The 22915-nt window shown below is 68.4% G+C and carries 18 protein-coding genes; 12 read left to right on the top strand and 6 right to left on the bottom strand.

What is annotated here, in order from left to right; genetic code table 11:
* The first annotated feature begins 309 nt into the window (after window positions 1-309).
* Entirely contained in the window at window positions 310-1005 is a 696-nt protein-coding gene (locus TSB10GB4_RS18390) for a TetR/AcrR family transcriptional regulator (protein ID WP_186396941.1), read from the top strand.
* 27 nt (window positions 1006-1032) lie between these two features.
* Here TSB10GB4_RS18390 and TSB10GB4_RS18385 read toward each other — a convergent pair whose 3' ends face one another.
* The gene (locus tag TSB10GB4_RS18385; protein WP_186386173.1) at window positions 1033-2175 is read right to left on the bottom strand and encodes a TRAP transporter substrate-binding protein; all 1143 of its coding nucleotides are present in this window, start codon (window positions 2173-2175) and stop codon (window positions 1033-1035) included.
* A gap of 265 nt (window positions 2176-2440) precedes the next feature.
* Here TSB10GB4_RS18385 and TSB10GB4_RS18380 point away from each other — a divergent pair, with 265 nt between their 5' ends.
* Window positions 2441-2677: an Lrp/AsnC ligand binding domain-containing protein gene (locus TSB10GB4_RS18380; protein WP_186386174.1), complete on the top strand. Its 237-nt coding sequence runs from the start codon at window positions 2441-2443 to the stop codon at window positions 2675-2677.
* Between the two features lie 25 nt (window positions 2678-2702).
* Here the strand turns inward: TSB10GB4_RS18380 and TSB10GB4_RS18375 are convergent, their stop codons facing one another.
* Both TSB10GB4_RS18375 and TSB10GB4_RS18370 read right to left on the bottom strand, forming a co-directional pair.
* Window positions 2703-3683: a DMT family transporter gene (locus TSB10GB4_RS18375; RefSeq protein ID WP_186396940.1), complete on the bottom strand. Its 981-nt coding sequence runs from the start codon at window positions 3681-3683 to the stop codon at window positions 2703-2705.
* 136 nt (window positions 3684-3819) lie between these two features.
* Window positions 3820-6123 carry a xanthine dehydrogenase family protein molybdopterin-binding subunit gene (locus TSB10GB4_RS18370; RefSeq protein WP_186396939.1) on the bottom strand — a complete coding sequence of 768 codons (2304 nt, stop codon included), beginning with the start codon at window positions 6121-6123 and terminating at the stop codon, window positions 3820-3822.
* A gap of 293 nt (window positions 6124-6416) precedes the next feature.
* On the opposite strand from TSB10GB4_RS18370, the gene TSB10GB4_RS18365 reads away from it, so the two are divergent.
* On the top strand, window positions 6417-7415 hold the full coding sequence (locus tag TSB10GB4_RS18365) for a DMT family transporter (RefSeq protein ID WP_186396938.1): 999 nt from the start codon (window positions 6417-6419) through the stop codon (window positions 7413-7415).
* 45 nt (window positions 7416-7460) lie between these two features.
* Here the strand turns inward: TSB10GB4_RS18365 and TSB10GB4_RS18360 are convergent, their stop codons facing one another.
* The 3 genes from TSB10GB4_RS18360 to ade form a co-directional block, all read right to left on the bottom strand.
* Window positions 7461-8330, bottom strand: a complete 870-nt coding sequence (locus TSB10GB4_RS18360; protein WP_186396937.1) for a helix-turn-helix transcriptional regulator — start codon at window positions 8328-8330, stop codon at window positions 7461-7463.
* A 111-nt stretch (window positions 8331-8441) separates the two neighbouring features.
* Complete coding sequence (locus TSB10GB4_RS18355; protein WP_186396936.1) at window positions 8442-10103, bottom strand: long-chain fatty acid--CoA ligase; 1662 nt, start codon at window positions 10101-10103, stop codon at window positions 8442-8444.
* A 240-nt stretch (window positions 10104-10343) separates the two neighbouring features.
* Window positions 10344-12065, bottom strand: a complete 1722-nt coding sequence (ade, locus tag TSB10GB4_RS18350; protein ID WP_208984866.1) for an adenine deaminase — start codon at window positions 12063-12065, stop codon at window positions 10344-10346.
* 176 nt (window positions 12066-12241) lie between these two features.
* Between ade and TSB10GB4_RS18345 the strand changes: the two genes are divergently transcribed.
* The 9 genes from TSB10GB4_RS18345 (at window position 12242) to eda (ending at window position 22774) form a co-directional block, all read left to right on the top strand.
* Window positions 12242-13591 carry an ROK family transcriptional regulator gene (locus TSB10GB4_RS18345; protein WP_186396935.1) on the top strand — a complete coding sequence of 450 codons (1350 nt, stop codon included), beginning with the start codon at window positions 12242-12244 and terminating at the stop codon, window positions 13589-13591.
* 50 nt (window positions 13592-13641) lie between these two features.
* Window positions 13642-14658: a sugar ABC transporter substrate-binding protein gene (locus tag TSB10GB4_RS18340; RefSeq protein ID WP_186396934.1), complete on the top strand. Its 1017-nt coding sequence runs from the start codon at window positions 13642-13644 to the stop codon at window positions 14656-14658.
* Between the two features lie 138 nt (window positions 14659-14796).
* Window positions 14797-15873 carry an ABC transporter permease gene (locus tag TSB10GB4_RS18335; protein WP_186386183.1) on the top strand — a complete coding sequence of 359 codons (1077 nt, stop codon included), beginning with the start codon at window positions 14797-14799 and terminating at the stop codon, window positions 15871-15873.
* On the top strand, window positions 15870-16649 hold the full coding sequence (locus TSB10GB4_RS18330; RefSeq protein WP_186386184.1) for an ATP-binding cassette domain-containing protein: 780 nt from the start codon (window positions 15870-15872) through the stop codon (window positions 16647-16649). Before TSB10GB4_RS18335 ends, TSB10GB4_RS18330 begins: the two co-directional genes overlap by 4 nt.
* A gap of 20 nt (window positions 16650-16669) precedes the next feature.
* A complete protein-coding gene (locus TSB10GB4_RS18325) occupies window positions 16670-17659 on the top strand; it encodes an alpha/beta hydrolase (RefSeq protein WP_186396933.1) in 990 nt (329 codons plus the stop codon).
* Window positions 17656-18585, top strand: a complete 930-nt coding sequence (locus TSB10GB4_RS18320; protein WP_186396932.1) for a carbohydrate kinase — start codon at window positions 17656-17658, stop codon at window positions 18583-18585. The genes TSB10GB4_RS18325 and TSB10GB4_RS18320 overlap by 4 nt, the downstream gene beginning before the upstream one ends.
* A 30-nt stretch (window positions 18586-18615) precedes the next feature.
* Window positions 18616-20088, top strand: a complete 1473-nt coding sequence (zwf, locus tag TSB10GB4_RS18315) for a glucose-6-phosphate dehydrogenase (RefSeq protein ID WP_186396931.1) — start codon at window positions 18616-18618, stop codon at window positions 20086-20088.
* A 179-nt stretch (window positions 20089-20267) separates the two neighbouring features.
* Complete coding sequence (gene edd, locus TSB10GB4_RS18310) at window positions 20268-22103, top strand: phosphogluconate dehydratase (protein ID WP_186396930.1); 1836 nt, start codon at window positions 20268-20270, stop codon at window positions 22101-22103.
* A 26-nt stretch (window positions 22104-22129) separates the two neighbouring features.
* Window positions 22130-22774 carry a bifunctional 4-hydroxy-2-oxoglutarate aldolase/2-dehydro-3-deoxy-phosphogluconate aldolase gene (eda, locus tag TSB10GB4_RS18305; RefSeq protein ID WP_186396929.1) on the top strand — a complete coding sequence of 215 codons (645 nt, stop codon included), beginning with the start codon at window positions 22130-22132 and terminating at the stop codon, window positions 22772-22774.
* Window positions 22775-22915 lie beyond the last annotated feature (141 nt).

Raw genomic sequence — 22915 nt, 5'->3', positions numbered from 1 at the left:
GCAAGCCGGCATGGTCGATCGTGACCGGCGAGATATCGCCGTGCAGCCCTAATATGAGTTATCAATGACGATTGTCAATAATCGTCAGAGGACATATATATTCATGGTGTGTGACATACATTCACGCTACGACATGCCCGGCCGACCACGCCTGCGGCAGCGGCGCGGCGGCCGACCGGCAAGGCCGGCTGGCACGCCGCCGGCGCCGGTCACGAGTTGACGCCTGCCGCAACGGCTCCCATTGTGGGCAAAAGGTTGCCGCGCAACCGGGCCGCAAGGACAGCGGCCAGAAAACCGGATCAGTGCATCATGAGTGACTTGCTGGATAGGGAAGAGGCAGCCGCCAGGGACGGGACGAGCAGTCCGGCAACGCGCGAGACGCGGCGACGCATCGTCGAGAAGGCCAGCGAGCTGTTCCACCTGTACGGCTATCAGAAGACGACGGTGGCCGACATCGCCCGCGAACTCGGCATGTCGCCGGCCAATGTCTATCGCTTCTTCGCCTCGAAGACGGAACTGACCAAGGCCGTCGCCGTGATGGTCACCAGCAGCATGCGCGCGGCCATGGAAAAGGGCGTCGACACGTCCGGCGGCGCCAGCGCCGACAAGCTGCGCCGGATGGTCCGCCAGCACTTCCACCACGTCCGCGAGCACTACACCGGCCATCGCAAGATCCACGATCTGCTGGAAGCCGCGATGGACGAGGCCTGGGACGAGGTCGAGAATCACAAGGCCGAAATGCGCGCGAGCTTCTCCCGACTGATCCGGGAAGGGATCGCGAGGGGCGAGTTTCCCGAGCAGGATGCCGACACCGCCGCGCTGCTGTTCCAGCATTCGCTGGTGATGTTCTTCCATCCCGCGCTGGTCGCCCAGACCTGCCGCTGCCTGCCGGAAGGCCACCAGGACCTGATGTTCGAGCCGATGGTGGATTTTGCCCTCGCCGCCCTGCGCGACGGCCGCTTCCGCGAGCTGCCGCCGGGCCTGATGCAGCCGGCCGCGTGCTGAGCCGCAAGGGTCGGTCCTGTCGCCCGCTCAGGGCGCGCGCCCCTCAAGCACCTGGCGGTCGCTGACCTCGCTCCACGGTGCCAGCCGCTCCAGCGCGCGCGTGTAGCTGAGGTGAATGTCCCGCGCGATGTCGCTCGTGCTGGCGAGCGCCGCGACCACATCCCGCGACGTGTCGCGCAGGGCCAGCATCACGTCGGGCGGGAAGCGCCGCAACTCGACGCCGTCCTCCTGGACCAGCAGGCGCAGCGCCTCCGCATTGCGCCAGGAGCTCTCGGCGATGGAATGCAGCGTCTCGGTGCGGCAGGCGGCGACGATCACCGCCTTGAGATCATCCGGCAGCCCCTCATAGGCGACCTGATTGACCAGCGCTTCGCTCGCCCCGTTCGGCTCGTGAAAGCCGGGCGTGTAGCACAGCTTCGCCACTTTCTGCAGGCCGATCGCCCGGTCGCCCTCGGGCCCGAGGAACTCCGCCGCGTCGAGCAGCCCGCTTTGCAGCGCCGCGACGAGTTCTCCCGGCGGCAGGGAGACGGGCGTCGCCCCGAGGCGGCGCATCACCTCGCCGCCAAGGCCCGGCATGCGGATCCGCAAACCGCGAAAGTCGTCGAGCGACAGCACCGGCCGCATGAACCAGCCGCCGAGCTGCGGCCCGCTGTTGCCGCCCATGAACGGCCGGATGCCGAAGGGCGCATAGAGCCTTTCCCACAACCCCATGCCGCCGCCCTGCTCCAGCCAGGAGACATGCTCGGAAGGAAGCAGGCCGAAAGGCACGGCCGAGAAGAAGACGGCGGCCGGCAGCCGGTCCTGCCAGAAGGCGGGCGATGAATGCCCCATCTGCGCCGTGCCGGAGGACACCGCGTCGAAGACCTCGCCGCCGGCAACGAGGCCGCCGGCGGGAAACAGCCGCACCCGCATCCGCCCGCTGCTGAGGCGCGCGATCGCGTCGCAGAGCCGTGCGGCCGACACGCCCGGACCGGGCATGCCGGCGGGCCAGGTCGTCACCATCTTCCACTCGATCGTCGTCTGCGCCAGCGCCGGGGCGGCTAGCCCGCCGACGAGCCCAGTCCCGGCGAGCCCAGTCCCGACGAGACCGGCCCCGGCAAGGCCGAGCGCGCCGCGCCGGGTCACCGAGGCGGCTCCCGAGGAACTGGCGGATGTCTTGCGATGTGTCATTCGACGCCTGGAACCCTCTGTGCCGAGCATGCCGGGCCGCGGATCGCGCCGCTTGCACGCGGACACTGTTCGAACCGGTGTTTCATGGCAGACTCCGACATGGGGGGCAACTGCGCAAGCCTTGCGCGTTCAAAGTTTATCAACCGCGCGCAACATGCCGCGACCGACCGGGGCACAGCACGGTTGCCCTTGCCCCACCCGGCGGCATCCGCTTCACTGTCGCCATGAGTCGCGGCGCCCGCCGCCCTTGCAGCCGGAGACGTCCATGGTTCCGTTTTTCGTGATGATCAAATGCCATCTCGGCAAGGCCTATCAGGTCGCCAACGCCATCGCCGATGCGGAAATAGCGTCCGAGATCTACTCGACCGCCGGCGACTACGACCTGCTGGTCAAGTTCTACATCGACGACGATGCGGATATCGGCCACTTCGTCAACGAGAAGGTCCATCCCTTCGACGGCATCCTCGACACCAAGACGATCATCACGTTCAAGGCGTTCTGACGCGCCTTGAACGAGCCGTGCCGGCTCAGACCTTGGACGGGGGGACCGTGCTGCGCTCCCGCGACCGGTCGAGGCCGAGCTGGCGCTCGCGGAAGATGACGAAGACGCCGGCGCCGATGACGATGGCGGCGCCGCCGATGACCTCGAGCGTCGGAACTTCCGCGAAGACGATCCAGCCGACCAGCACGGTCCACAGCATCGTCGTGTATTCGAACGGCGCGATGGTCGAGGCGTCGGCATAGCGGTAGCTCTGGGTCAGCAGGATCTGCCCGACGCCTCCCGAAAGCCCGATCGCCACCAGCATCACCGCGTCGGTGGCATCCGGCATCACCCAGCCGAACGGCGCCGACATCAGGGCGAAGACCGAGGTCACGCCGGCGAACCAGACGACGATGGTCGAGGTGCGCTCGGTGCTGGTCAGCCGGCGCACGGTGATCATCGCCAGCGCCATGAAGATCGCGCTGGCAAAAGCCAGCATCGCCCCGAGCGAGGCTTCTTCCGTCGGCGCGGCGCCGGACAGATGCGGCGACAGGATGATGAGGATGCCGAGGAAGCCGACGGCGACGGCGCTCCAGCGATAGGCCCGGACCTTCTCCCGCAGGATCACGGCGGCCAGCGCCACCGTCATCAGCGGCGCCGAGAAGCCGATCGCCGTCGCATCGGGCAGCGGCAGCAGCGCCAGAGCCGCGAACCACAGCGACATGGCGGTTCCCCCCACCAGCGCGCGGCTGATATGGCCCCAGGGCCGCCGCGTCACGAAGGCGTCGCTCACCCTGCCCTGCCAGGCGATCACCAGCAGCACCGGCAACATGCCGAAGAAGGAGCGGGCGAAGATCACCTCGCCGACCGGATAAGCGCCGTCGAGCAGCTTCACCATGGCGACCATGCCGGTGAAGACGAGCGCGGACGCCACCTTCAGCGCGATGCCGAGCCGGGGATTGTAGGCGTTGAGTTCGGCCGTTCCCGGCGACTGGCTGGCTGCGGGGGCAGCGCGCTCAAGGGACATTGCGGGTCAGGGTCCGCCCGTGAGACCGGCGGTGCGGACAGCCGGCAGGATGAAACATCCTTCATTTATAGTATGAATCGCGCAAGGCCGCCTGCGGGAAATGCAGGGCACCCTTGCGCGATACACATGACTTAGCTCAGCTATTCGCCGCCCGGATCGCCTCCCAGACCCGCTGCGGCGTCGCCGGCATGTCGATATGGGTAAGGACGCCGCCGCGCCGCAGGGCATCGACAACCGCGTTCATCACCGCCGGACCCGCCCCGATCGTGCCGGCCTCGCCCGCTCCCTTGATCCCCAGCGCATTGGTGGTGGAGGGAATGTTGTGGGTCTGGAAGCTGATGTCCGGAATGTCGGCGGCCCTCGGCATCTGGTAGTCGAGGAAGGAGGCCGTCAGCAACTGCCCGTCCTCGTCATAGACGGTGCTCTCCATCAGGGCCTGGCCGATGGCCTGGACGACACCGCCATGCACCTGGCCGGCCAGCAGCAGCGGGTTCACCGTGACGCCGAAATCGTCGACGATCACATAGTTCAGCAAGGCGATATCGCCGGTCTCCGGATCGACCTCCAGCTCGCAGACATGGGTGCCGTTGGGATAGGTCGCCTCCGCCTGCTTGACCTCCTCGCGCGCCGAAAGCTGTTCGGGCGCGGACGCGGCGATCTCGGCCAGCGTCACCGACCTGTCGGTGCCGACGACGCGGACCTCGCCGCCGACCAGTTCCAGGTCCGCCGCGCCGGCTTCCAGCCTGTCGGCGGCAAGATCCTTGATCTTCCTGACGAGGCTGCGCGAGGCCTCCAGCACGGAGGGAAGGCCGATCGGGATCGAGCGCGAGCCGCCGGTGCCGCCGCCCTTGCGCACCCGGTCGGTATCGCCCTGGATCATGGTGATGCGGTCGAGATCGACGCCGAACTGCTCGGCGATGATCTGGCCATAGGCGGTGGCGTGGCCCTGGCCGTTGGTCTGGGTGCCGATCAGCAGCGTCAGCGAGCCGTCGCGGCCAAGCTCCACCGTCGCCTCCTCGGAGCCCGCGAAGGCGCAGGCCTCGATATAGGTCGCCATGCCGATGCCGCGATAGCGGCCGCGTGCGGCGGATTCCTCCGCCCGCGCCGCAAATCCCTGCCAGTCGGCCGCCGCCAGCGCCTGGTCCATGTGGACGGCGAAGTCGCCGGTGTCGTACATGCGCCCGGTCAGGGTCGTGTAGGGCATCTGCTCGGGGCGGATGAAGTTGCGCCGGCGCAGCTCCGCCGGCGACACGTCCATCTCCGCCGCCGCCTTGTCGACCAGCCGCTCCAGCAGATAGGCCGCCTCGGGACGCCCGGCGCCGCGATAGGCATCGGTCGGCGTGGTGTTGGTGAAGACGCCCTTGACCACGCCATACATCACCGGCACGTGGTAGAGGCCGGTCGCCATCGACAGGCCGAAGCTCGGGATCATCGGGCCGTACTGGTGCAGATAGGCGCCCATCGCCGCGACGATCTCCACCCTGAGCGCCAGGATGCGCCCGTCGGCGTCAAGCGCCACTTCCGCCGTGGAGAGATTGTCGCGCCCATGCGCATCGGCGAGGAAGTGCTCGCTGCGCTCGCAGATCCACTTGACCGGCCGCCCCAGACGCTCCGCCGCGACGAGGCAGGCCGGATATTCCGGATAGACGAAGTTCTTGGTGCCGAAGCCGCCGCCGACATCCGGCGTGATGACGCGCAACCGCTCCCTCGGGATGCCGAGGATGTCGCCGGCGATGATCGCCTGCATGCTGTGGCCGCCCTGGGTCCCGGCGGTCAGCGTGTAGCGGCCGGTCGCCGCGTCATATTCGCCGATGCAGCCGCGCGGCTCCATGTAGTTGCACACCAGCCGGTTGTTGACGATGTCGATCCGGGCCACATGATGCGCGGCCTCGAACGCCCGGTCGGTGGCCGCCGCATCGCCGGCATCGTAGACGAACGCGAGATTGCTGCCGCTCTGCGGCCAGACCAGCGGCGCGCCGGGCGTCAGGGCGTCGCCCGTCTCGATCACCGCATCGAGCGGCTCATAGTCGACATCGATCAGTTCGGCCGCCGACTTGGCGTTGGCGAGCGTGTCGGCGACGACCAGCGCGATCGGCTCGCCGACATGGCGCACCGTGTCGGTGGCCAGCACCGGGCGCGGCGGCACCGCATGGCGGGTGCCATCCGACTGGGTCATCACCGTCTTGGTCGGCATCGGGCCGAGATCGGGAATGTCGGCCGCCGTCATCACCATGGCAACGCCGGGCGCGGAGCGGGCCGGCTCCAGATCGCTGAGCGTGATGCGCGCATGGGCGACGGACGAGCGCAGCACATAGGCCCGCAAGGCCCCCTCCGGCTGCACATCGTCGGTGTAGCGCCCCCGGCCCGTGACCAGCGCGTCGTCTTCCTTGCGGCGCACCGGTGCGCCGATGCCGAACTTGCCGTGCACCAATTCGTTCATTCGAATGCCTCGTTGCTGACAGCGGGACAGGGTCCCGAGATCGCTGCGATGATTGCGGAAACTGTTGCTTGCGACATGTCGCAGGCTGCGGAAGGGTCAAGGCCGATCATGGCGGATACCGCGTCCCGGCGGGAGCGCCAGTGTGCAGACGCGAAGCTTAGCGGCAAAACCGCATTCCCGCCAAGGGGGGCGCAACCGGCCGGGCCCTTTCGCGAATGCGGACAATGGGACTATGCTCAACCTCTCACCTTCTTGCGGCGGCGCTCGTCGCCTGCCCGCCCACGGATAGCCCGATGCCCCCACCTTCCGAGCACACGCCCCCGGACCCTCCCGATTCCGCGGACAGGCGCAGCCTCGCCCAGCGCTACCGCGACACCGGCGACAGGCTTTCCCTGTTGCCCGACAACATCCGCGGCATCCTGTGGATGCTGCTGGCCGGCATCTTCTTCACCGCCATGGTGACGCTGATCAAGCTGCTCGGCGAGCGGCTGCATGTCGCCGAGATCATCCTGATCCGCCAGATCATCATGACGCTCATCGTCGCCCCGGTGATCCTTTCCGGCCTGCCCGGATCGCTGAAGACGCAGCGCCCCGGCCTGCATGTGATCCGCGTCGGCTGCGCCTCGGTGGCGATGCTGGCCGGCTTCACCGCGATCATTCACCTGCCGCTGGCCGATGCCACCGCCATCGCCTTTTCCAAGACCTTCTTCCTGACGATCTTCGCCATCCTGTTCCTCGGCGAGACGGTCGGGCGGCACCGCTGGGCGGCCACGATCATCGGCTTTGTCGGGGTGGTGGTGATCCTGCAGCCGGGCGGCGACACCGGCTTCAGCATCTATGCGGCGATGGCGGTGCTGGGCGCGGCCTCGGCCGCCGTCGTGATGATCATCATCCGCAAGCTGTCGCAGGTCGAGCGGCCGGTGACCATCCTCACCTATCAGGCCTTCTTCGTCGGCCTGATCATGCTGCCGATCGCCCTCTATAACTGGCGCACGCCGACGCTGGAGGAATGGGGGTTGCTGCTGCTGGTGGGCATCGCCTCCTGGGCCGGGCAGATGTGCAACATCCGCGCCTTCCGCGCAGGCGAAGCCTCGGCGCTCGCCGCGCTCGACTATGCCCGCCTGATCTATGCGACGATCATCGGCTTCCTGGTCTTCGGCGACCTGCCGGCGCCGGTCACCTATGCCGGTGCGTCGCTGATCGTCGCCGGCGCGCTCTATACGGTCTGGCGGGAAAACCGGCTCGGCCGCCAGGTCACCGCGCGTGTCGGCGTCCGGGCCGATCCGCCCTGACCTTGCAGCGAGGGCTCACGCGCCACGAGTTCAGGTACCGCGCGTTCAGGCACCGTTGAAGTGCGGGGTCCAGATCCCGTCGATGCGATAGCCGCCGAGCGTCTCGGCCATCTGCGCGAAGGCCGGCGTCCGGCTGAAGGCGATCAGCGCCTGGAACGGCGGCTCGAACCAGTCCCGCCGCGACACCAGCAGGTCGAAGCGCTCCTCGCAGACGGGCACGAAATCCAGCCGGAACTGCCGGGCCGAGGCGGCAAGGCCGAAGGCCGCGTCCGCCCGTCCGTCGAGCACGGCGAGCGCCGCCTCGCGCTCGTCGCGCACCATCGGCCCGCCCTCGGACAGCGCGATGCCGGCTTGCGAAAAAAGCCGCTCCATCAGGTGCTGGCTGCCCGCCTGCGGCTGGCGCCGCACCACGCGCTTGCCGGCAAGATCGCGAACCGCGGCGATGCCGAGCGGGTTGCCCGGCGCAACGATGATGCCGCGATTGCGCCAGGCCCATTCGGCCAGCACCACCGGGCGGAAGCGGAAGCGCCGCGCCACGAGATCGGTATTCCAGCCCTCGTCCTGGACCATGTGAAGGCCGGCCGCGACCCCCTCCAGATGGTCGAACCGGTCGAGCCCGTCGAGGCTGCCGTCGAAAAAGGCGGCGAGCCCCGAGCCCGACTCGCGCAGCGCCCATTCCAGCAGGGGATCGTGGCTGCCCAGCAGCACGGCAGGCCGGACGCCGTCGCCCGCCGGCGCCTCGCTGGCATTCTCGATCCAGGCAAGCACGGTCTCGCGCGGGAACAGCAGCTTGCCGGTGGCGCGGCTGTGCGGGATCTCCCCCGCCGCCGCCAGATCGTAGATCTTGCGCTCCTTCACCCGGAGCAGGTCGGCCATTTCCCGTGTGGTCAGGTAGGTCGGCAGGTCGGCCGTCATCTTGCCAGGGCCCCGTAGCGATTGGCGGAAAGGATCGCGGCCGACAATGCCAACTCGGCCGGCACGCATCAAGCGCCGGCCGCCCCCGTCAGCCGGGCCGGCGGCCGCGCCTCAGCCGCCGTCTGCCGCGGCGCGTTTGGCCGCTTCCTCCTCCACCAGCTCCTTCTTGGACAGCTTGCCGACCATCGTCTTGGGCAGGGTGTCGCGGAACTCGATCTCCTGCGGCAGTTCGATGGGCGACAGATGCTCCTTCAGGAAGCTGCGCAGATCCACCGCCGACAGCTCCTCGCCGGAGCGGAGCTTGACGAAGGCCTTCGGCGCCTGGCCGCGATAGGGGTCGGGAATCGCGATGACGATCGTCTCCTCCACGGCGGGATGCTGGTAGATCGCCTCCTCGATCATCCGCGGATAGACGTTGTAGCCCGAGCACAGGATGAGGTCCTTGATGCGGTCGACCAGATAGACGAAGCCGTCCGGGTCGCGGTAGCCGACATCGCCGGTGTGCAGGGCGCCGTTCTCGATCGTGCGCGCCGTCTCCTCCGGCCGGTTGTAATAGCCGGCCATCACCTGCGGCCCGCGCACCACCAACTCGCCCTTCTCGCCTTCGGCAACGCGTTCCGACGGGTTTTCCAGGCTGCGGAACTCCAGCACCGTGCCCGGAATCGCCACCCCGATCGAGCCGGCGCGCCGGTTCTCGTTGAGCGGGTTGGCCGCAACCACCGGCGAGGCCTCGGTCAGACCGTAGCCTTCCACCAGGATGCAGCCGGTCAGTCCCTCGAACTGGGTCTTCACCTCCACCGGCAGCGGCGCACCGCCCGAGATGCACAGGCGGATCGAGGTCAGGTCGTAGTTCGGCGTCATCTGCGAATTGTTGATCGCGGTGTAGATCGTCGGAACGCCCGGAAACAGCGTGATCTTCTTGCGCCGGACGGTTTCGAGCAGCATCTTCAGCTCGAAGCGCGGCATCAACACCATCTCGGCCGCCAGCACCACGGACAGGTTCTGCGCCACCGTCATCGCGAAGACATGGAAGAACGGCAGGACGCAGAGCATCCTTTCCTCGCCGACCTTTGCGTTGCAGAAGAGCGACCGCATCTGCTCGATATTGGCGGCAAGGTTGGTATGCGTCAGCATCGCCCCCTTGGGAACGCCGGTGGTGCCGCCGGTGTATTGCAGGACGGCGATGTCGGTGTCCGGCGTGATGTCGGCGACACGCGGGCTGGCCCCGTGACCGATGACTTCCGCGAAGCGCGGATGGGCGGCGTCCTGCGGAATGCGGGCGCGGTCCCGGCTCTTGAACAGCGTGAACAGCAGCTTCTTGGGCTGCGGCAGGATATCGGCCATCGGGCAGACGATGATGCGGTCGAGCGACCCCTCGCGCCGCACCGCCTCGACCTTGTCGTAGATGACCTTGAGGTCCATCGTCACCATGATGCGCGTGCCGCTGTCCCTGGCCTGGAAGGACAGTTCGCGCTCCACGTAGAGCGGATTGAAGTTGACGACGATGCCGCCGATCTTGAGCACGGCGAAATAGAAGACCGTGTAGTAGGGCGTGTTCGGCAGGCACAGGCCCACCTTGTCGCCCTTGACGATGCCCATCGCCTGCAGCCCCGCCGCCGCCCGGTCGGACAGCGCGGAAATCTCGCCATAGGTCCAGCCCTTGCCGAGGAAATCCATGGCGGGCTTGCGGCCATGTTCCCTGGCGGCCGTGTCAAGATAGGTGTGGAGCGGCTGCGGACGAAAAGCGGCAAGCCAAACCTGCGGTTCGCTCACGATGGTTCCTCCCGGACCAGGCACGTTGCGTCATGCCCCTGTTGTCATGGCCTGTTGTGTCATGCGCTTGTTGCATCGCGCGTCTCCGCCTCCCGCACGGATCCGCGGCCGGCTCACCCGGCGTCCTCAACATGGCCAATGCTTCCCTTTACGTCAACGTAAAATGTGTCTCTCTTTCGCTTCCGCCCGGCAGTCTATCATGCCGCCGCCGCCTTCGATATGCGCGGCGCGTCGCCACGATCAGCCCAGCAGCGCGAAGCGGTCCACGTCGAACATGCCGCGATCGGTAATCTTCAGGTGCGGAATGACCGGCAGCGGCAGGAACGCCACCTGCAGGAACGGCTCCGGCAGGGTGCAGCCCAGCGACCGGGCAGCTATCCGCAGCGACTCCAAGGCGTGGCGGACCTCCTCGAACGAGGCAAGGCTCATCAATCCGGCGACCGGCAAGGCCAGTTCCGCCATCACCGTCTCGCCGCGCGCCACGACGAAGCCGCCCTGCAGCTCGGCGATCCGGTTGACCGCCGTCGCCATCGAGGCGTCGTCGCAGCCGACGACGCAGATATTGTGGCTGTCATGGCCGACGGAGGAGGCAATCGCCCCGCCCTGGAGGCCGAAGCCGGAGACGAAGCCGCGGCCGATATTGCCGTTCCTGCCGTGCCGCTCCACCACCGCCACCTTGGCGACATCGGACGCCGGATCGGCCTGCAACCCGCCCTCCCCCGCCGGCAGGCTGCGCGACAGGCGTTCGGTGATGATCCGGCCCGGCACCACGCCGATGACGGCGGTCTCGTTCTCTCCGGACGCCGCGATCCTGAAATCCGCCGCGATTACCGGCCGCTGCAGGCGGACGCTGTCGAGCCCGACCGGTTGCAGTGGCGCGCGCGCGGCGAAGGCTTCCTCGTCGACCGGCCGCCCGCCGGCGATCACCGAATGAACCCGGCAGTCTTCCAGATCGTCGAGCAGCACGAGATCGGCGCGCCAGCCCGGCGCCACCTGGCCCCGGTCGCGCAAGCCGAAGGCCACCGCCGCCGACCAGCTCGCCGCCCGATAGGCATCGCAGGGCCGGGCGCCGCGGGCGATCAGCCGCCGGATCATGCTGTCGAGATGACCTTCCTCGGCGATATCGAGCGGGTTGCGGTCGTCGGTGCACAGGCAGACGAAGGAGGAGGTGTCCGGCGTCAGGATCTCGGCCAGCGCCTCCAGATCCTTCGACACCGAGCCTTCCCGGATCAGGATGGTCATGCCCTTGGCGAGCTTCTCGCGCGCTTCCGCTGCCGTGGTTGCCTCATGGTCGGTGCGGATGCGCGCGGCGAGATAGCCGTTGAGATCAAGCCCCGACAAGAGCGGCGCATGCCCGTCGATATGGCCGTCCTGGAACGCCGCCAGCTTGGCGATCGCGCCGGGATCGCCGGCGAGCACGCCGGGAAAATTCATGAATTCGGCAAGGCCGATGACCTTGGGATGGGCGCGGAACGGCTCGAGATCCTCGATCTCCAGCCGCGCGCCGGCCGTCTCGAAGGCGGTCGCCGGCACGCAGGACGAGAGGTTGACCCTGAGGTCCATCAGCGTGCGCTCGGACGCATCGAGGAAATAGCGAAGGCCGGCAGCGCCGAGCACATTGGCGATCTCATGCGGGTCGCAGATCGCCGTCGTCACCCCGTGCGGCAGCACGCAGCGGTCGAATTCCAGCGGCGTCACCAGCGACGATTCGACATGCAGATGGGTGTCGATGAAGCCCGGTACGACGATGCGGCCGGCCCCGTCGATTTCCCGTTCGCCGCGATAACGGCCGTGTGTTCCGACGATCCGCTCGCCGACAATCGCCACATCCGTGTCCGTCAGCGATCCGTCGAGGATGGAGAACAGCCGAACGTTGCGCAAGACCAGATCGGCCGGGATCTCCCCTCGCCCGGCGGCGATCGCCCGCTCCAGAAAGCTGCGTGTTTCCATCATGTTCGGCATGTTCTGCTCCCTGGCGTGCGATCCCTGCACCCTGCCTCGCATTCAAGCATGGCACAAGCGCGGCAGGGCGCGCCAGCACCACCCGACGTTGCGGATTCCGCGATGCAGCACGGAAAGCGGATTGACAAGGTCCCCATTCCGATAATTAATAAATCAACTGAAAGAAATAAAACCGCATGACGATCCGCCCGGCAGAGGCGGAAGCGGACCAGGGGAGGACAGTCGAGGTGGCCAGGCGCCCGCTTGTCGGACAGGGATCGAATTCCGTTCAGTTGCGCCGCTACAACGAGCGCATCGTGCTGCAGGTGCTGCGCCGGGTCGGCGAGGCGTCCAAGGCCGATCTCGCGCGCCTTGCCCAGCTCACCAACGCCGCCATCGGCGGCATCATCCAGGACCTGACGACCAGCGGCCTGATCGAGACCCTGGGCAAGCGGCACGACGGCGGCCGCGGTCAGCCGGCGACGATGCTGCGCCTGTCGGCGACGGGGGCCTACGGCTTCGGCGTGCGTATCGACCGGACCTCGATCGAGACGGTGCTGGCGGACTTTTCCGGCCGCATCATCGGCCGCCAGTCGCATGACCGCTTCCTGCCCGAACCCGAGCGGGTGGTCGACATCGTCGCCCGCGACATCGCCAGCCTGCTGCGTCTCGTCTCGCCGGAAGAACATGCGCGCATCGCCGGGGTCGGCGTCGCCATGCCGTTCAACCTCGGCTCCTGGCTGCATGAACTCGGCCTGCCGAGGGCGAACTTCCACCTGTGGGACGACATCGACTTCAAGCAACTCCTGCAGGACGCCATCGACTTCCCGGTCTTCTCCGAAAACGACGGCACCGCCGCCGCCATCGCCGAGCTGTTTTCCGGGGCCGGCCGCCATGCCGACGATTTCCTCTACCTGTTCCTCGGCCCCGCCATCGGCGGCGGCGTCGTCTATGGCGGCGACTGCGTCAAGGGCGTGCGGGGCAATGCCGGCGACGTCGCGATGATCCCGGTGCCGCGCAGCCGCCTCGCCTCCGCCCCGGCGCCGCGCGGCGAGATGGACATCCTGCTGACCCGCGCCTCGCTCTCGGCGCTGAAGCGCCACCTTGCCCATCACGGTATCGTCGCCGAGACGCGGGACGATCTCGAGCGGGCCGTGGAAAGCAACCACCCGGCGGTCGAGGAGTGGCTTGCCGACTGTGTCGCCGCGCTGACGCCGGCGATCTGGTCGGCGATCTCGCTGATCGACGTGCCGCTCGTCGTCATCGACTTCGACATCGACGGCGGCCTGCCGCAGCGGCTGATCGACGAGTTGACCCGCGCGCTGGCGCTGGCCGCGCCGCAGTCGCGCGTGCCGCCGCGCCTGCAGCGCGGCTCCTTCGGCCAGGACGCGGGTGCCGCCGGCGCCGCCAACCTGCCGATCTTCTTCAACTATTCGCCCCGCACCGCGATCCTGACCGCGAACGAGGGCAAACAGGGTGCCGCCGATGCCGCCGCGCGCAAGGCGCGAAAGGACATCGAGTCCGCACAGGATGGCCGCCCGGCATGAGGAGCCGGACGGCCTGCGACGCGATCGCAAACCAACTGGGAGGAACTGACATGCTTAGGAAACTGATGCTCGCCGGCACCGTGCTCGGCATGGCCGCGGCCACTCCGGCGCTCGGCGCCGACATCACGGCCTGCCTGGTCACCAAGACCGACACCAATCCGTTCTTCGTCAAGATGAAGGAAGGCGCCACCGCCAAGGCGGCCGAACTCGGCATCCAACTGAAGTCCTATGCCGGCAAGATCGACGGCGACCACGAGAGTCAGGTCGCCGCCATCGAGACCTGCATCGCCGACGGCGCCAAGGGCATCCTGATCACCGCCTCCGACACCAAGGCGATCGTCGACAGCGTCAGGCAGGCGCGCAACGCCGGCATCCTGGTGATCGCCCTCGACACGCCGCTGGAGCCGATCGACGCGGCCGATGCGACCTTCGCCACCGACAACTTCAAGGCTGGCGAACTGATCGGCCAGTGGGCCCTCGCCACCCTCGGCGATGCGGCGGCGGATGCCAAGATCGCCATGCTCGACCTCGCCGTCAGCCAGCCCTCCGTCGGCGTGCTGCGCGACCAGGGCTTCCTGACCGGCTTCGGCATCGACGTGAAGGACCCGAACCGCTGGGGCGATGAGGACGATCCGCGCATCGTCGGCAACGACGTGACCGCCGGCAACGAGGAAGGCGGCCGCCGCGCCATGGAGAACCTTCTGACCAAGGATCCGATGATCAACGTCGTCTACACGATCAACGAGCCGGCCGCCGCCGGTGCCTATGAGGCGCTGAAGGCGATGGGCCGCGAGAAGGACGTGCTGATCGTCTCCGTCGACGGCGGCTGCCCGGGCGTCAAGAATGTCGTCGACGGCGTCATCGGCGCCACCTCGCAGCAGTATCCGCTGCTGATGGCCTCGCTCGGCATCGAGGCGATCAAGACCTTCGCCGACACCGGCGCCAAACCGGAGCCGACGCCGGGCAAGACCTTCTTCGACACGGGCGTGGCACTCGTCACCGACCGGCCGGCGGAGGGCGTACCCTCCATCGACACCAAGGAAGGTCTGGACAAGTGCTGGGGCTGATGCCCGGCACCAGGTACTGAGGAAAGCTCCGCGCGGGACGGCACCCGCCCCGCGCGGACGATCCGCTGGCACCCATCGCCGGCATGGAAGTCCGGGCAAGGTTGCGGGGCCGGGTAAGGTTGCGGGGGAGGAGACCCAATGAGCGACGCACAGACATCCGCGAAAGACGACTTCGAGAAAGGCCTTGCCGGGAGTTCGACGCAGGTCGCCGCCTTCGCGCGCGCCGACCGGCCGCTGATCGACCGCATCCAGCACCGCCTGCACGCCCGGCCGGAATTCGTGCCGCTGATCGTGCTGCTGCTGTCGCTGGTGGTCTTCGGCATCCTGCTCGGCTCGAAATTCTTCTCGCCCTTCACCCTGACCCTGATCCTGCAGCAGGTCGCCATTGTCGGCATCGTCGGCTGCGCCCAGTCGCTGGTGATCCTCACCGCCGGCATCGACCTGTCGGTCGGCGCGATCATGGTCCTGTCGTCGGTGGTGATGGGCCAGTTCACCTTCCGCTACGGGCTTCCGGCCGAGATCGCGGTGCTGTGCGGCCTCGCCTGCGGCGCCTTGTGCGGCTTCATCAACGGCGCCCTTGTCGCCTGGATGCGCCTGCCGCCCTTCATCGTCACGCTCGGCATGTGGCAGATCGTGCTGGCAACCAACTTCCTGTATTCGGCCAACGAGACGATCCGCAGCCAGGACATCGAGGCAAATGCGCCGATCCTCCAGTTCTTCGGCGAGAAGTTCACCATCGGCGGCGCCGTCTTCACCTATGGCGTGATCGCCATGCTGGTGCTGGTTCTGGTGCTGAACTACGTGCTCAACCACACCGCCTGGGGACGGCATGTCTATGCGATAGGCGATGACCCGGACGCCGCCGAACTCGCTGGCGTGCGCGTCTCCCGCATCCGCATCTCGGTCTATACGCTCGCCGGTCTCATCTGCGCGATTGCCGGCTGGGCGATGATCGGCCGGCTCGGCTCGGTCTCGCCGACCAGCGGCCAGTTCACCAACATCGAATCCATCACCGCCGTGGTGATCGGCGGCATCTCGCTCTTCGGCGGACGCGGCTCGATCCTCGGCATGCTGTTCGGCGCGCTCATCGTCGGCGTCTTCTCGCTCGGCCTGCGCCTGATCGGCACCGACCCGCAATGGACCTATCTGCTGATCGGCGTGCTGATCATCGCCGCCGTCGCCATCGACCAGTGGATCAGAAAGGTTGCAGCATGACCCGCGAACCGATCCTCACCGCCCGCGGCCTCGTCAAGCGCTATGGCCGCGTCGTCGCCCTCGACCGGGCGGACTTCGATCTCTATCCCGGCGAGATCCTCGCCGTGATCGGCGACAACGGCGCCGGCAAGTCGACCCTGATCAAGGCAATCTCCGGCGCGGTCGTGCCGGACGAGGGCGAGATCCGGCTCGACGGTCGGCCGGTCCAGTTCACCTCGCCGATGCAGGCGCGCGAGGCCGGCATCGAGACGGTCTACCAGAATCTCGCCCTGTCGCCGGCCCTGTCGATTGCCGACAATCTGTTCATGGGCCGCGAGCTGCGCCACCCCGGCTGGATGGGCAAATACCTGCGCAAGCTCGACCGCAAGGCGATGGAGAAGATCGCCCGCGAGAAGCTGTCCGAGCTCGGGCTGATGACCATCCAGAACATCAACCAGGCGGTGGAGACCCTGTCCGGCGGCCAGCGCCAGGGCGTCGCCGTGGCCCGCGCCGCCGCCTTCGGCTCCAAGGTGGTGATCATGGACGAGCCGACCGCCGCCCTCGGCGTCAAGGAAAGCCGCAAGGTCCTCGACCTGATCCGCGACGTGAAGGCGCGTGGCCTGCCTATCGTGCTGATCTCGCACAACATGCCGCATGTCTTCGAGGTCGCCGACCGCATCCATATCCATCGCCTCGGGCGTCGTGCCTGTGTCATAAGACCGAACGACTTCTCCATGTCGGACGCCGTCGCCATCATGACCGGCGCGATGGAACCGCCGCAGGCCGTGGCGGCCTGAGACCCCGGAGGCCCACCTGGATGCGCCTGTTGCTGACCGCCGCCGTGCTGGCCGCCTCGCTCGCAGCGGCCTCGGCCGCCGAGATCGAGGCGCCCGGCCCGCAGGGACCGCTGCGCGGCCTCCTCGCGGGCCCGGCCGGGGCTGGCGCTCCGGTGGTGCTGATGATCCCCGGCTCGGGCACCAGCGACCGCGACGGCAACCAGTTCCCCGGCATCCGCGCCGCGACGCTGCGGCTGCTGGCGGAAGGGCTCGCCGCCCGCGGCATCGCCTCCGCCCGCGTCGACAAGCGCGGGCTCAACCACAGCAGCGAGGCCGTGAGCGACCCTGAAGACGTGACGCTGGCCGCCTATGCCGACGACGCCCATGCCTGGATCAAGGTCCTGCGCGAGAGAACCGGCGCGCCCTGCGTCTGGATCCTCGGCCACAGCGAGGGCGGCCTCGTGGCGCTGAAGGCGGCGAGCTCCCGCCCCGAAGGCATCTGCGGCCTGGTGCTGGCCGCGACCCCGGGCCGTCCGCTTGGCGCCCTGCTGCGCGAACAGTTCCGCGCGAACCTGCCCGAAAGCCCGCTGCGCCAGCCGACGCTGGACGCGCTCGAAGCCATCCTGTCAAAGCTGGAGGCCGGCCGTCCGGCCGATCTTTCCAACGTCAACCCGCAGCTTGCCGGGATCTTTCGCCCCTCGGTGCAGCCCTATGTGATCGACCTGCTCGCCCACGATCCGGCGAAGATGATCGCCGCGACCGAGCTCCCCGTCCTGATCCTGCAGGGCACGACCGACCTGCAGGTGACGATGGCCGACGCCGAGGCGCTCGCCGCCGCCCGCCGCGATGCGCGCCTCGTGCGCCTTGACGGCGTCAACCACATGTTCAAACAGGCGCCGGCCGAGCGGACGGCCAATCTCGAAGCTTACGCAAATCCCGACCTCCCCCTCGCCGACGGCGTCCTTGAGGCCATCGCCGGGATGGTTCTCGACGACCCCGGCACGACATCCCGAAGGAGCCCCGCGCAATGATCCTCGTCTGCGGCGAAGCGCTGTTCGACCTGTTCGCCGAGGACGGCGACGGCGGGACGCTGACCCTCGATGCCCGCATCGGCGGCTCGCCCTTCAACGTCGCCATCGGCCTTGCGCGGCTCGAAGTGCCGGTCGCCTATTTCGGCGGCCTGTCGCGCGACTTCTTCGGCCGCCGTCTCAAGGCGGCGCTGGAGCGGGAGGGCGTCGATACCTCCCTCGTCATCGACAGCGACGCCCTGACCACCCTCAGCGTCGTCGGCCTCGATGCCTCGGGCAGCCCGGCCTATTCCTTCTATGGCGAGGGCGCCGCCGACCGTCTCGTCACGCCGGGTGACCTGCCGGCGCTTGCGGAGGGCATCGACACGATCCATCTCGGCTCGTTCTCGGCGCTCGTGCCGCCGGTCGGCGACGCCCTGCTGCACCTGGTGCGGCGTGAACATGGCCGGCGCCTCGTCGCCTATGATCCGAACATCCGGCCCACGGTCGTTGCCGACCTTGCCGCCTGGCGCGGCCGGCTCGACGACCTGTTGCCGCATGTCGACCTGTTGAAGATCAGCGCCGAGGACGCGCAGACGCTCTATCCGGGCACCGACCCGGCCGAGCTGGCGCGCGACTGGCTCGCCAGAGGCCCGGCGCTGGTCGTCGTCACGCGGGGGCGGGAGGGCGCGAGCGCCTTCACCGCGATCTCGACGGCAAGCGTTGCCGGCCGTCCCGTCACGGTCGCCGACACGGTCGGAGCCGGCGACACGTTCCAGGCGGCGCTGCTCGCGCGCCTTGGAGACACCGCCGCGCGCAGCCGCGCCGGGCTTTCGGGCCTTGGGGAAGACGCGCTCGCCGATCTTCTGGAGTATGCAGGCAGAGCCTCTGCCATTACCTGTACCCGGCGCGGAGCGGACCTCCCCCGCCGTGCCGAACTCGCCGCCTGAGGGCGAAACCGCACAAGTGAAAGGACCGCCATGGCCGCGCGCGTCATCGAAGTCGCCCCGTTTGACCTGATCGTTTTCGGCGCCACCGGCGATCTCGCTCACCGGAAACTGCTGCCTGCCCTCTACCACCGCGATCTCGACGGCCAGCTCCCGGACGACGCGCGCATCCTCGCCTGTTCGCGGCGCGAGATGTCGATCAGCGACTACCGCGAGTTCGCGCGGCAGGCGATCGGCGAGCACGTCTCCGACGTCGAGCCCCACTCGCTGGCCCGCTTCCTCGACCGCCTGTCCTATATCGCGGCGGACGCCGCCGGGGACCGCGGCTGGCCGGACCTCGCCGCCGCCCTGTCCGGCCGCGAGGAGGTGGTGCGCGCCTTCTATCTCGCCGTCTCGCCGGATTTCTTCGGACCGATCTGCGAGCGCATCGGCACCCACGGCCTTGCCACGGAACTTGCCCGCGTCGTCATCGAAAAGCCGATCGGCAAGGACGGCGCCTCCGCCCGCGAGGTCAATGCCTCGATCGGCGCGGTGTTCCGCGAGGACCAGATCTTCCGCATCGACCACTATCTCGGCAAGGAGACGGTGCAGAACCTGATGGCCCTGCGCTTCGCCAATGCGCTGTTCGAGCCGCTGTGGAACGCCGCGCATATCGACCATGTGCAGATCACCGTCGCCGAGGCGCTCGGCGTCGAGGGCCGCGCCGGCTATTACGACACCGCCGGCGCCATGCGCGACATGGTGCAGAACCACATTCTCCAGCTCCTCTGCCTGGTCGCCATGGAGCCGCCCGAGTCGATGGATGCGGATTCGGTGCGCGACGAAAAGCTGAAGGTGCTCAAGGCGCTGAAACCGATGGATGCCGATCTCGCCGCCCGCGCCACGGTGCGCGGCCAGTACCGCGCCGGCGCCTCGTCCGGCGGCGCCGTGCCCGGCTATCTGGAGGAGTTGAACGACCCGGCCTCGCAGACCGAGACCTTCGTCGCGGTGAAGGCGGAGATCGCCAACTGGCGCTGGGCCAACGTTCCCTTCTACCTGCGCACCGGCAAGCGCCTCGCCGCCCGCGTCTCGGAAATCGTCGTCCAGTTCCACCCGATCCCGCATTCGATCTTCGGCGAGGAAGCCGGCGCGATCTCTCCGAACCGGCTGGTCATCCGCCTGCAGCCGGACGAGGGCGTGCGCATGCAGGTGATGATCAAGGACCCCGGCCCCGGCGGCATGCGCCTGCGCCAGGTGCCGCTCGACATGTCCTTCGCCAAGGCCTTCGCCGTGCGCAATCCGGACGCCTATGAGCGGCTGATCATGGACGTCATCCGCGGCAACCAGACCCTGTTCATGCGCCGCGACGAGGTCGAGGCGGCCTGGGCCTGGATCGATCCGATCCTGCAGGCCTGGTCGACCTTGAAGGAACCGCCAAAGGGCTACACGTCAGGGACATGGGGGCCCTCCGCCGCCATCGCCCTGATCGAGCGCGACGGCCGCACCTGGTTCGAGGACCTGATCTGAACGAACGAACTTGCCGGGATGCGGTGAACGCATCCCGGTTGAACGGGAAATTAAATCGATTTAAACGTCGTGCCGGAACAGGCATCGCCTGCCGGTCCAACAGGATCGCCGGTCATCCGAAGTGAGCCATCCGGGCCACTCCCGCCGGACAGACCGCAACCGAAAGGACGGAAACCGCCATGAGCCTTCATTCCACCATCGCCGCCGTCACCGAGCGCATCATTGAGCGCAGCCGCGACAGCCGCGCCCAATATCTGGAGCGCATCCGCCTTGCTGCCGAAAACGGCCCGCGTCGCTCGACGCTGTCCTGCGGCAACCTTGCCCATGGCTTTGCCGCCTGCGGGATCACTGACAAGGAGCGGCTGGCCGGCGACGTGGTGCCGAACCTCGGCATCATCACCGCCTACAACGACATGCTGTCGGCGCATCAGCCCTATGAGCGCTTCCCCGGCCTGATCCGCGACGCGGCCCGCGAGGCCGGCGCCGTCGCCCAGGTCGCCGCCGGCGTTCCGGCGATGTGCGACGGCGTCACGCAGGGCCAGGCCGGCATGGAACTGTCGCTGTTCTCCCGCGACGTGATCGCCATGTCGACGGCCATCGGCCTGTCGCACCAGATGTTCGACGCCGCCGTCTTCCTCGGCATCTGCGACAAGATCGTTCCCGGCCTGATGATCGGGGCGCTGTCCTTCGGCCATCTGCCGGCGGTCTTCGTGCCGGCCGGTCCGATGCCCACCGGCATGTCCAACGACGAGAAGGCCAAGACCCGCCAGCTCTACGCGGAAGGCAAGATCGGCCGCGCCGAACTGCTGGAGGCGGAGAGCAAGTCCTACCATTCGCCGGGCACCTGTACCTTCTACGGCACCGCCAATTCCAACCAGATGCTGATGGAGATCATGGGCCTGCACCTGCCGGGCGCCAGCTTCGTCCATCCCAACACGCCGCTGCGCGACGCGCTGACCCGCGAGGCGACCAAGCGCGCGCTGGCGCTGACCGCGCTCGGCAATGCCTATACGCCGGTCGGCGAGATGATCGACGAGCGCGCCATCGTCAACGGCGTCGTCGGCCTGCACGCCACCGGCGGCTCCACCAACCACACCCTGCATCTGGTCGCCATCGCCGCCACCGCCGGCATCCGCCTGACCTGGGACGACATTTCCGACCTCTCCGACGCGGTGCCGCTGATCGCCCGGATCTATCCGAACGGGATGGCGGATGTGAACCACTTCCAGGCGGCCGGCGGCATGGGCTACCTGATCGGCGAATTGCTGGAGGCCGGCCTGCTGCACCGCGACGTGCGCACGGTCAACGGCACCGGCCTCGATGCCTATACGGTCGAGGCGCGGCTGACCGACGAGGGCGGCGTTGCCTGGGTGCCGGCGACCCGCGACAGCGGCGATCCCAAGGTCCTGTCGACCGCAAAGGAACCGTTCCAGAAGAACGGCGGCCTCACCGTTTTGGACGGCAATCTCGGCCGCGCGGTGATCAAGGTCTCCGCCGTCGCCCCCGAGCGGCGGGTGGTCGAGGCCCCGGCCCGCGTCTTCGCCTCGCAGGAGGCCCTGCAGGCCGCCTTCAAGGCGGGAGAGCTGACCTCCGACTTCATCGCCGTGCTGCCCTTCCAGGGCCCGCGCGCCTGCGGCATGCCGGAACTGCACAAGCTGACGCCGGCGCTCGGCGTGTTGCAGGACCGCGGCATCAAGGTCGCGCTGGTCACTGACGGGCGCATGTCGGGCGCCTCCGGCAAGGTGCCGGCGGCGATCCATGTCACGCCGGAGGCCGTCGACGGCGGCCCTATCGCCCGCATCCGCGACGGCGATCTCCTGCGCGTCGATGCGCCCGCCGGGCGGCTCGAAGTGCTGGTCGATGCGGCGGAATTCGCCGCCCGCACGCCGGCCACCGCCGACCTTTCGGTCCATCAGCACGGCGTCGGCCGCGACCTCTTCGCCGCCTTCCGCGCCTTTGCCGGCCCCGCCGACCAGGGCGCTCATGTCTTCGGCACTCACGGCTTCGCCGCCTGACGCCGACCTTCACGGAGACTGATCTTATGGCCACCAGCCAGAACACCGAACGCCTCGACCAGATCATGCAGGCCGCGCCGGTCATCCCGGTGCTGATCGTCGACGACCCCGCAAAGGCCGTGCCGATGGCCCGCGCGCTGGTGCGCGGCGGGTTGCCGGCCATCGAGATCACCCTGCGCACGCCAAAGGCACTGGAGGCGATCCGGGCTGTCGCGAGCGAAGTGGAAGGCGCCTTCGTCGGTGCCGGCACCGTGCTCGATGCCGCGCAATACCAGGCCGCCGTCGAGGCGGGGGCCACCTTCGTCGTCTCGCCCGGCGCCACCGACCGGCTGCTCGCAGCGGCCGCCGGCCATGACGTGCCGCTGCTGCCGGGCAGTGCCACCGCCTCGGAAGTGATGAAGCTGCTGGAGGCCGGCTATTCGCGGCTGAAGCTGTTCCCGGCCGAGGCGGTCGGCGGCGCCAACCTGTTGAAGTCGCTCGCCTCGCCGCTGCCGGCCGCGCGCTTCTGCCCGACCGGCGGCATCACCGAAACGAGCGCCCCGACCTATCTCGCCCTGCCCAACGTCGTGTGTGTCGGCGGCTCGTGGATCGCCGGGCCCGACGCCATCGCCGCCGAGGACTGGGACGGCATCGAGGCGCGCGCCCGCCAGGCGGCAAGCCTGTCGGCCTGAACCGCAGCACCGGACGAGGAAGGGAGCAGACCTTGGCGGAAAATATTCCCGCCTCCGACTGTTCGGCGATCTTGCGGGACCCTGTGCCCGCTCCCATCTGCTTCGGGTCGCGGATCGCCAGATCCGCATTTCGCGAGGCTG

Origin of the sequence: Stappia sp. TSB10GB4 (assembly GCF_900185745.1) — a bacterium.
Classification (GTDB): Bacteria; Pseudomonadota; Alphaproteobacteria; order Rhizobiales; family Stappiaceae; genus Stappia.
Note: the sequence above shows the minus strand (reverse complement) of the source record. Positions and strands in the feature narration are given on the sequence as shown.

Excerpts from the sequence above, each read along its gene's own strand:
- TSB10GB4_RS18345 (WP_186396935.1), top strand. The coding sequence starts at position 12,242 with ATGACGATCCGCCCGGCAGAGGCGGAAGCGGACCAGGGGAGGACAGTC.
- TSB10GB4_RS18360 (WP_186396937.1), bottom strand. The coding sequence starts at position 8,330 with ATGACGGCCGACCTGCCGACCTACCTGACCACACGGGAAATGGCCGAC.
- TSB10GB4_RS18340 (WP_186396934.1), top strand. The coding sequence starts at position 13,642 with ATGCTTAGGAAACTGATGCTCGCCGGCACCGTGCTCGGCATGGCCGCG.
- TSB10GB4_RS18380 (WP_186386174.1), top strand. The coding sequence starts at position 2,441 with ATGGTTCCGTTTTTCGTGATGATCAAATGCCATCTCGGCAAGGCCTAT.
- edd (WP_186396930.1), top strand. The coding sequence starts at position 20,268 with ATGAGCCTTCATTCCACCATCGCCGCCGTCACCGAGCGCATCATTGAG.
- TSB10GB4_RS18370 (WP_186396939.1), bottom strand. The coding sequence starts at position 6,123 with ATGAACGAATTGGTGCACGGCAAGTTCGGCATCGGCGCACCGGTGCGC.
- eda (WP_186396929.1), top strand. The coding sequence starts at position 22,130 with ATGGCCACCAGCCAGAACACCGAACGCCTCGACCAGATCATGCAGGCC.
- TSB10GB4_RS18320 (WP_186396932.1), top strand. The coding sequence starts at position 17,656 with ATGATCCTCGTCTGCGGCGAAGCGCTGTTCGACCTGTTCGCCGAGGAC.
- TSB10GB4_RS18365 (WP_186396938.1), top strand. The coding sequence starts at position 6,417 with ATGCCCCCACCTTCCGAGCACACGCCCCCGGACCCTCCCGATTCCGCG.
- TSB10GB4_RS18385 (WP_186386173.1), bottom strand. The coding sequence starts at position 2,175 with ATGACACATCGCAAGACATCCGCCAGTTCCTCGGGAGCCGCCTCGGTG.
- zwf (WP_186396931.1), top strand. The coding sequence starts at position 18,616 with ATGGCCGCGCGCGTCATCGAAGTCGCCCCGTTTGACCTGATCGTTTTC.
- TSB10GB4_RS18335 (WP_186386183.1), top strand. The coding sequence starts at position 14,797 with ATGAGCGACGCACAGACATCCGCGAAAGACGACTTCGAGAAAGGCCTT.
- TSB10GB4_RS18390 (WP_186396941.1), top strand. The coding sequence starts at position 310 with ATGAGTGACTTGCTGGATAGGGAAGAGGCAGCCGCCAGGGACGGGACG.
- TSB10GB4_RS18330 (WP_186386184.1), top strand. The coding sequence starts at position 15,870 with ATGACCCGCGAACCGATCCTCACCGCCCGCGGCCTCGTCAAGCGCTAT.
- TSB10GB4_RS18325 (WP_186396933.1), top strand. The coding sequence starts at position 16,670 with ATGCGCCTGTTGCTGACCGCCGCCGTGCTGGCCGCCTCGCTCGCAGCG.
- ade (WP_208984866.1), bottom strand. The coding sequence starts at position 12,065 with ATGCCGAACATGATGGAAACACGCAGCTTTCTGGAGCGGGCGATCGCC.
- TSB10GB4_RS18375 (WP_186396940.1), bottom strand. The coding sequence starts at position 3,683 with ATGTCCCTTGAGCGCGCTGCCCCCGCAGCCAGCCAGTCGCCGGGAACG.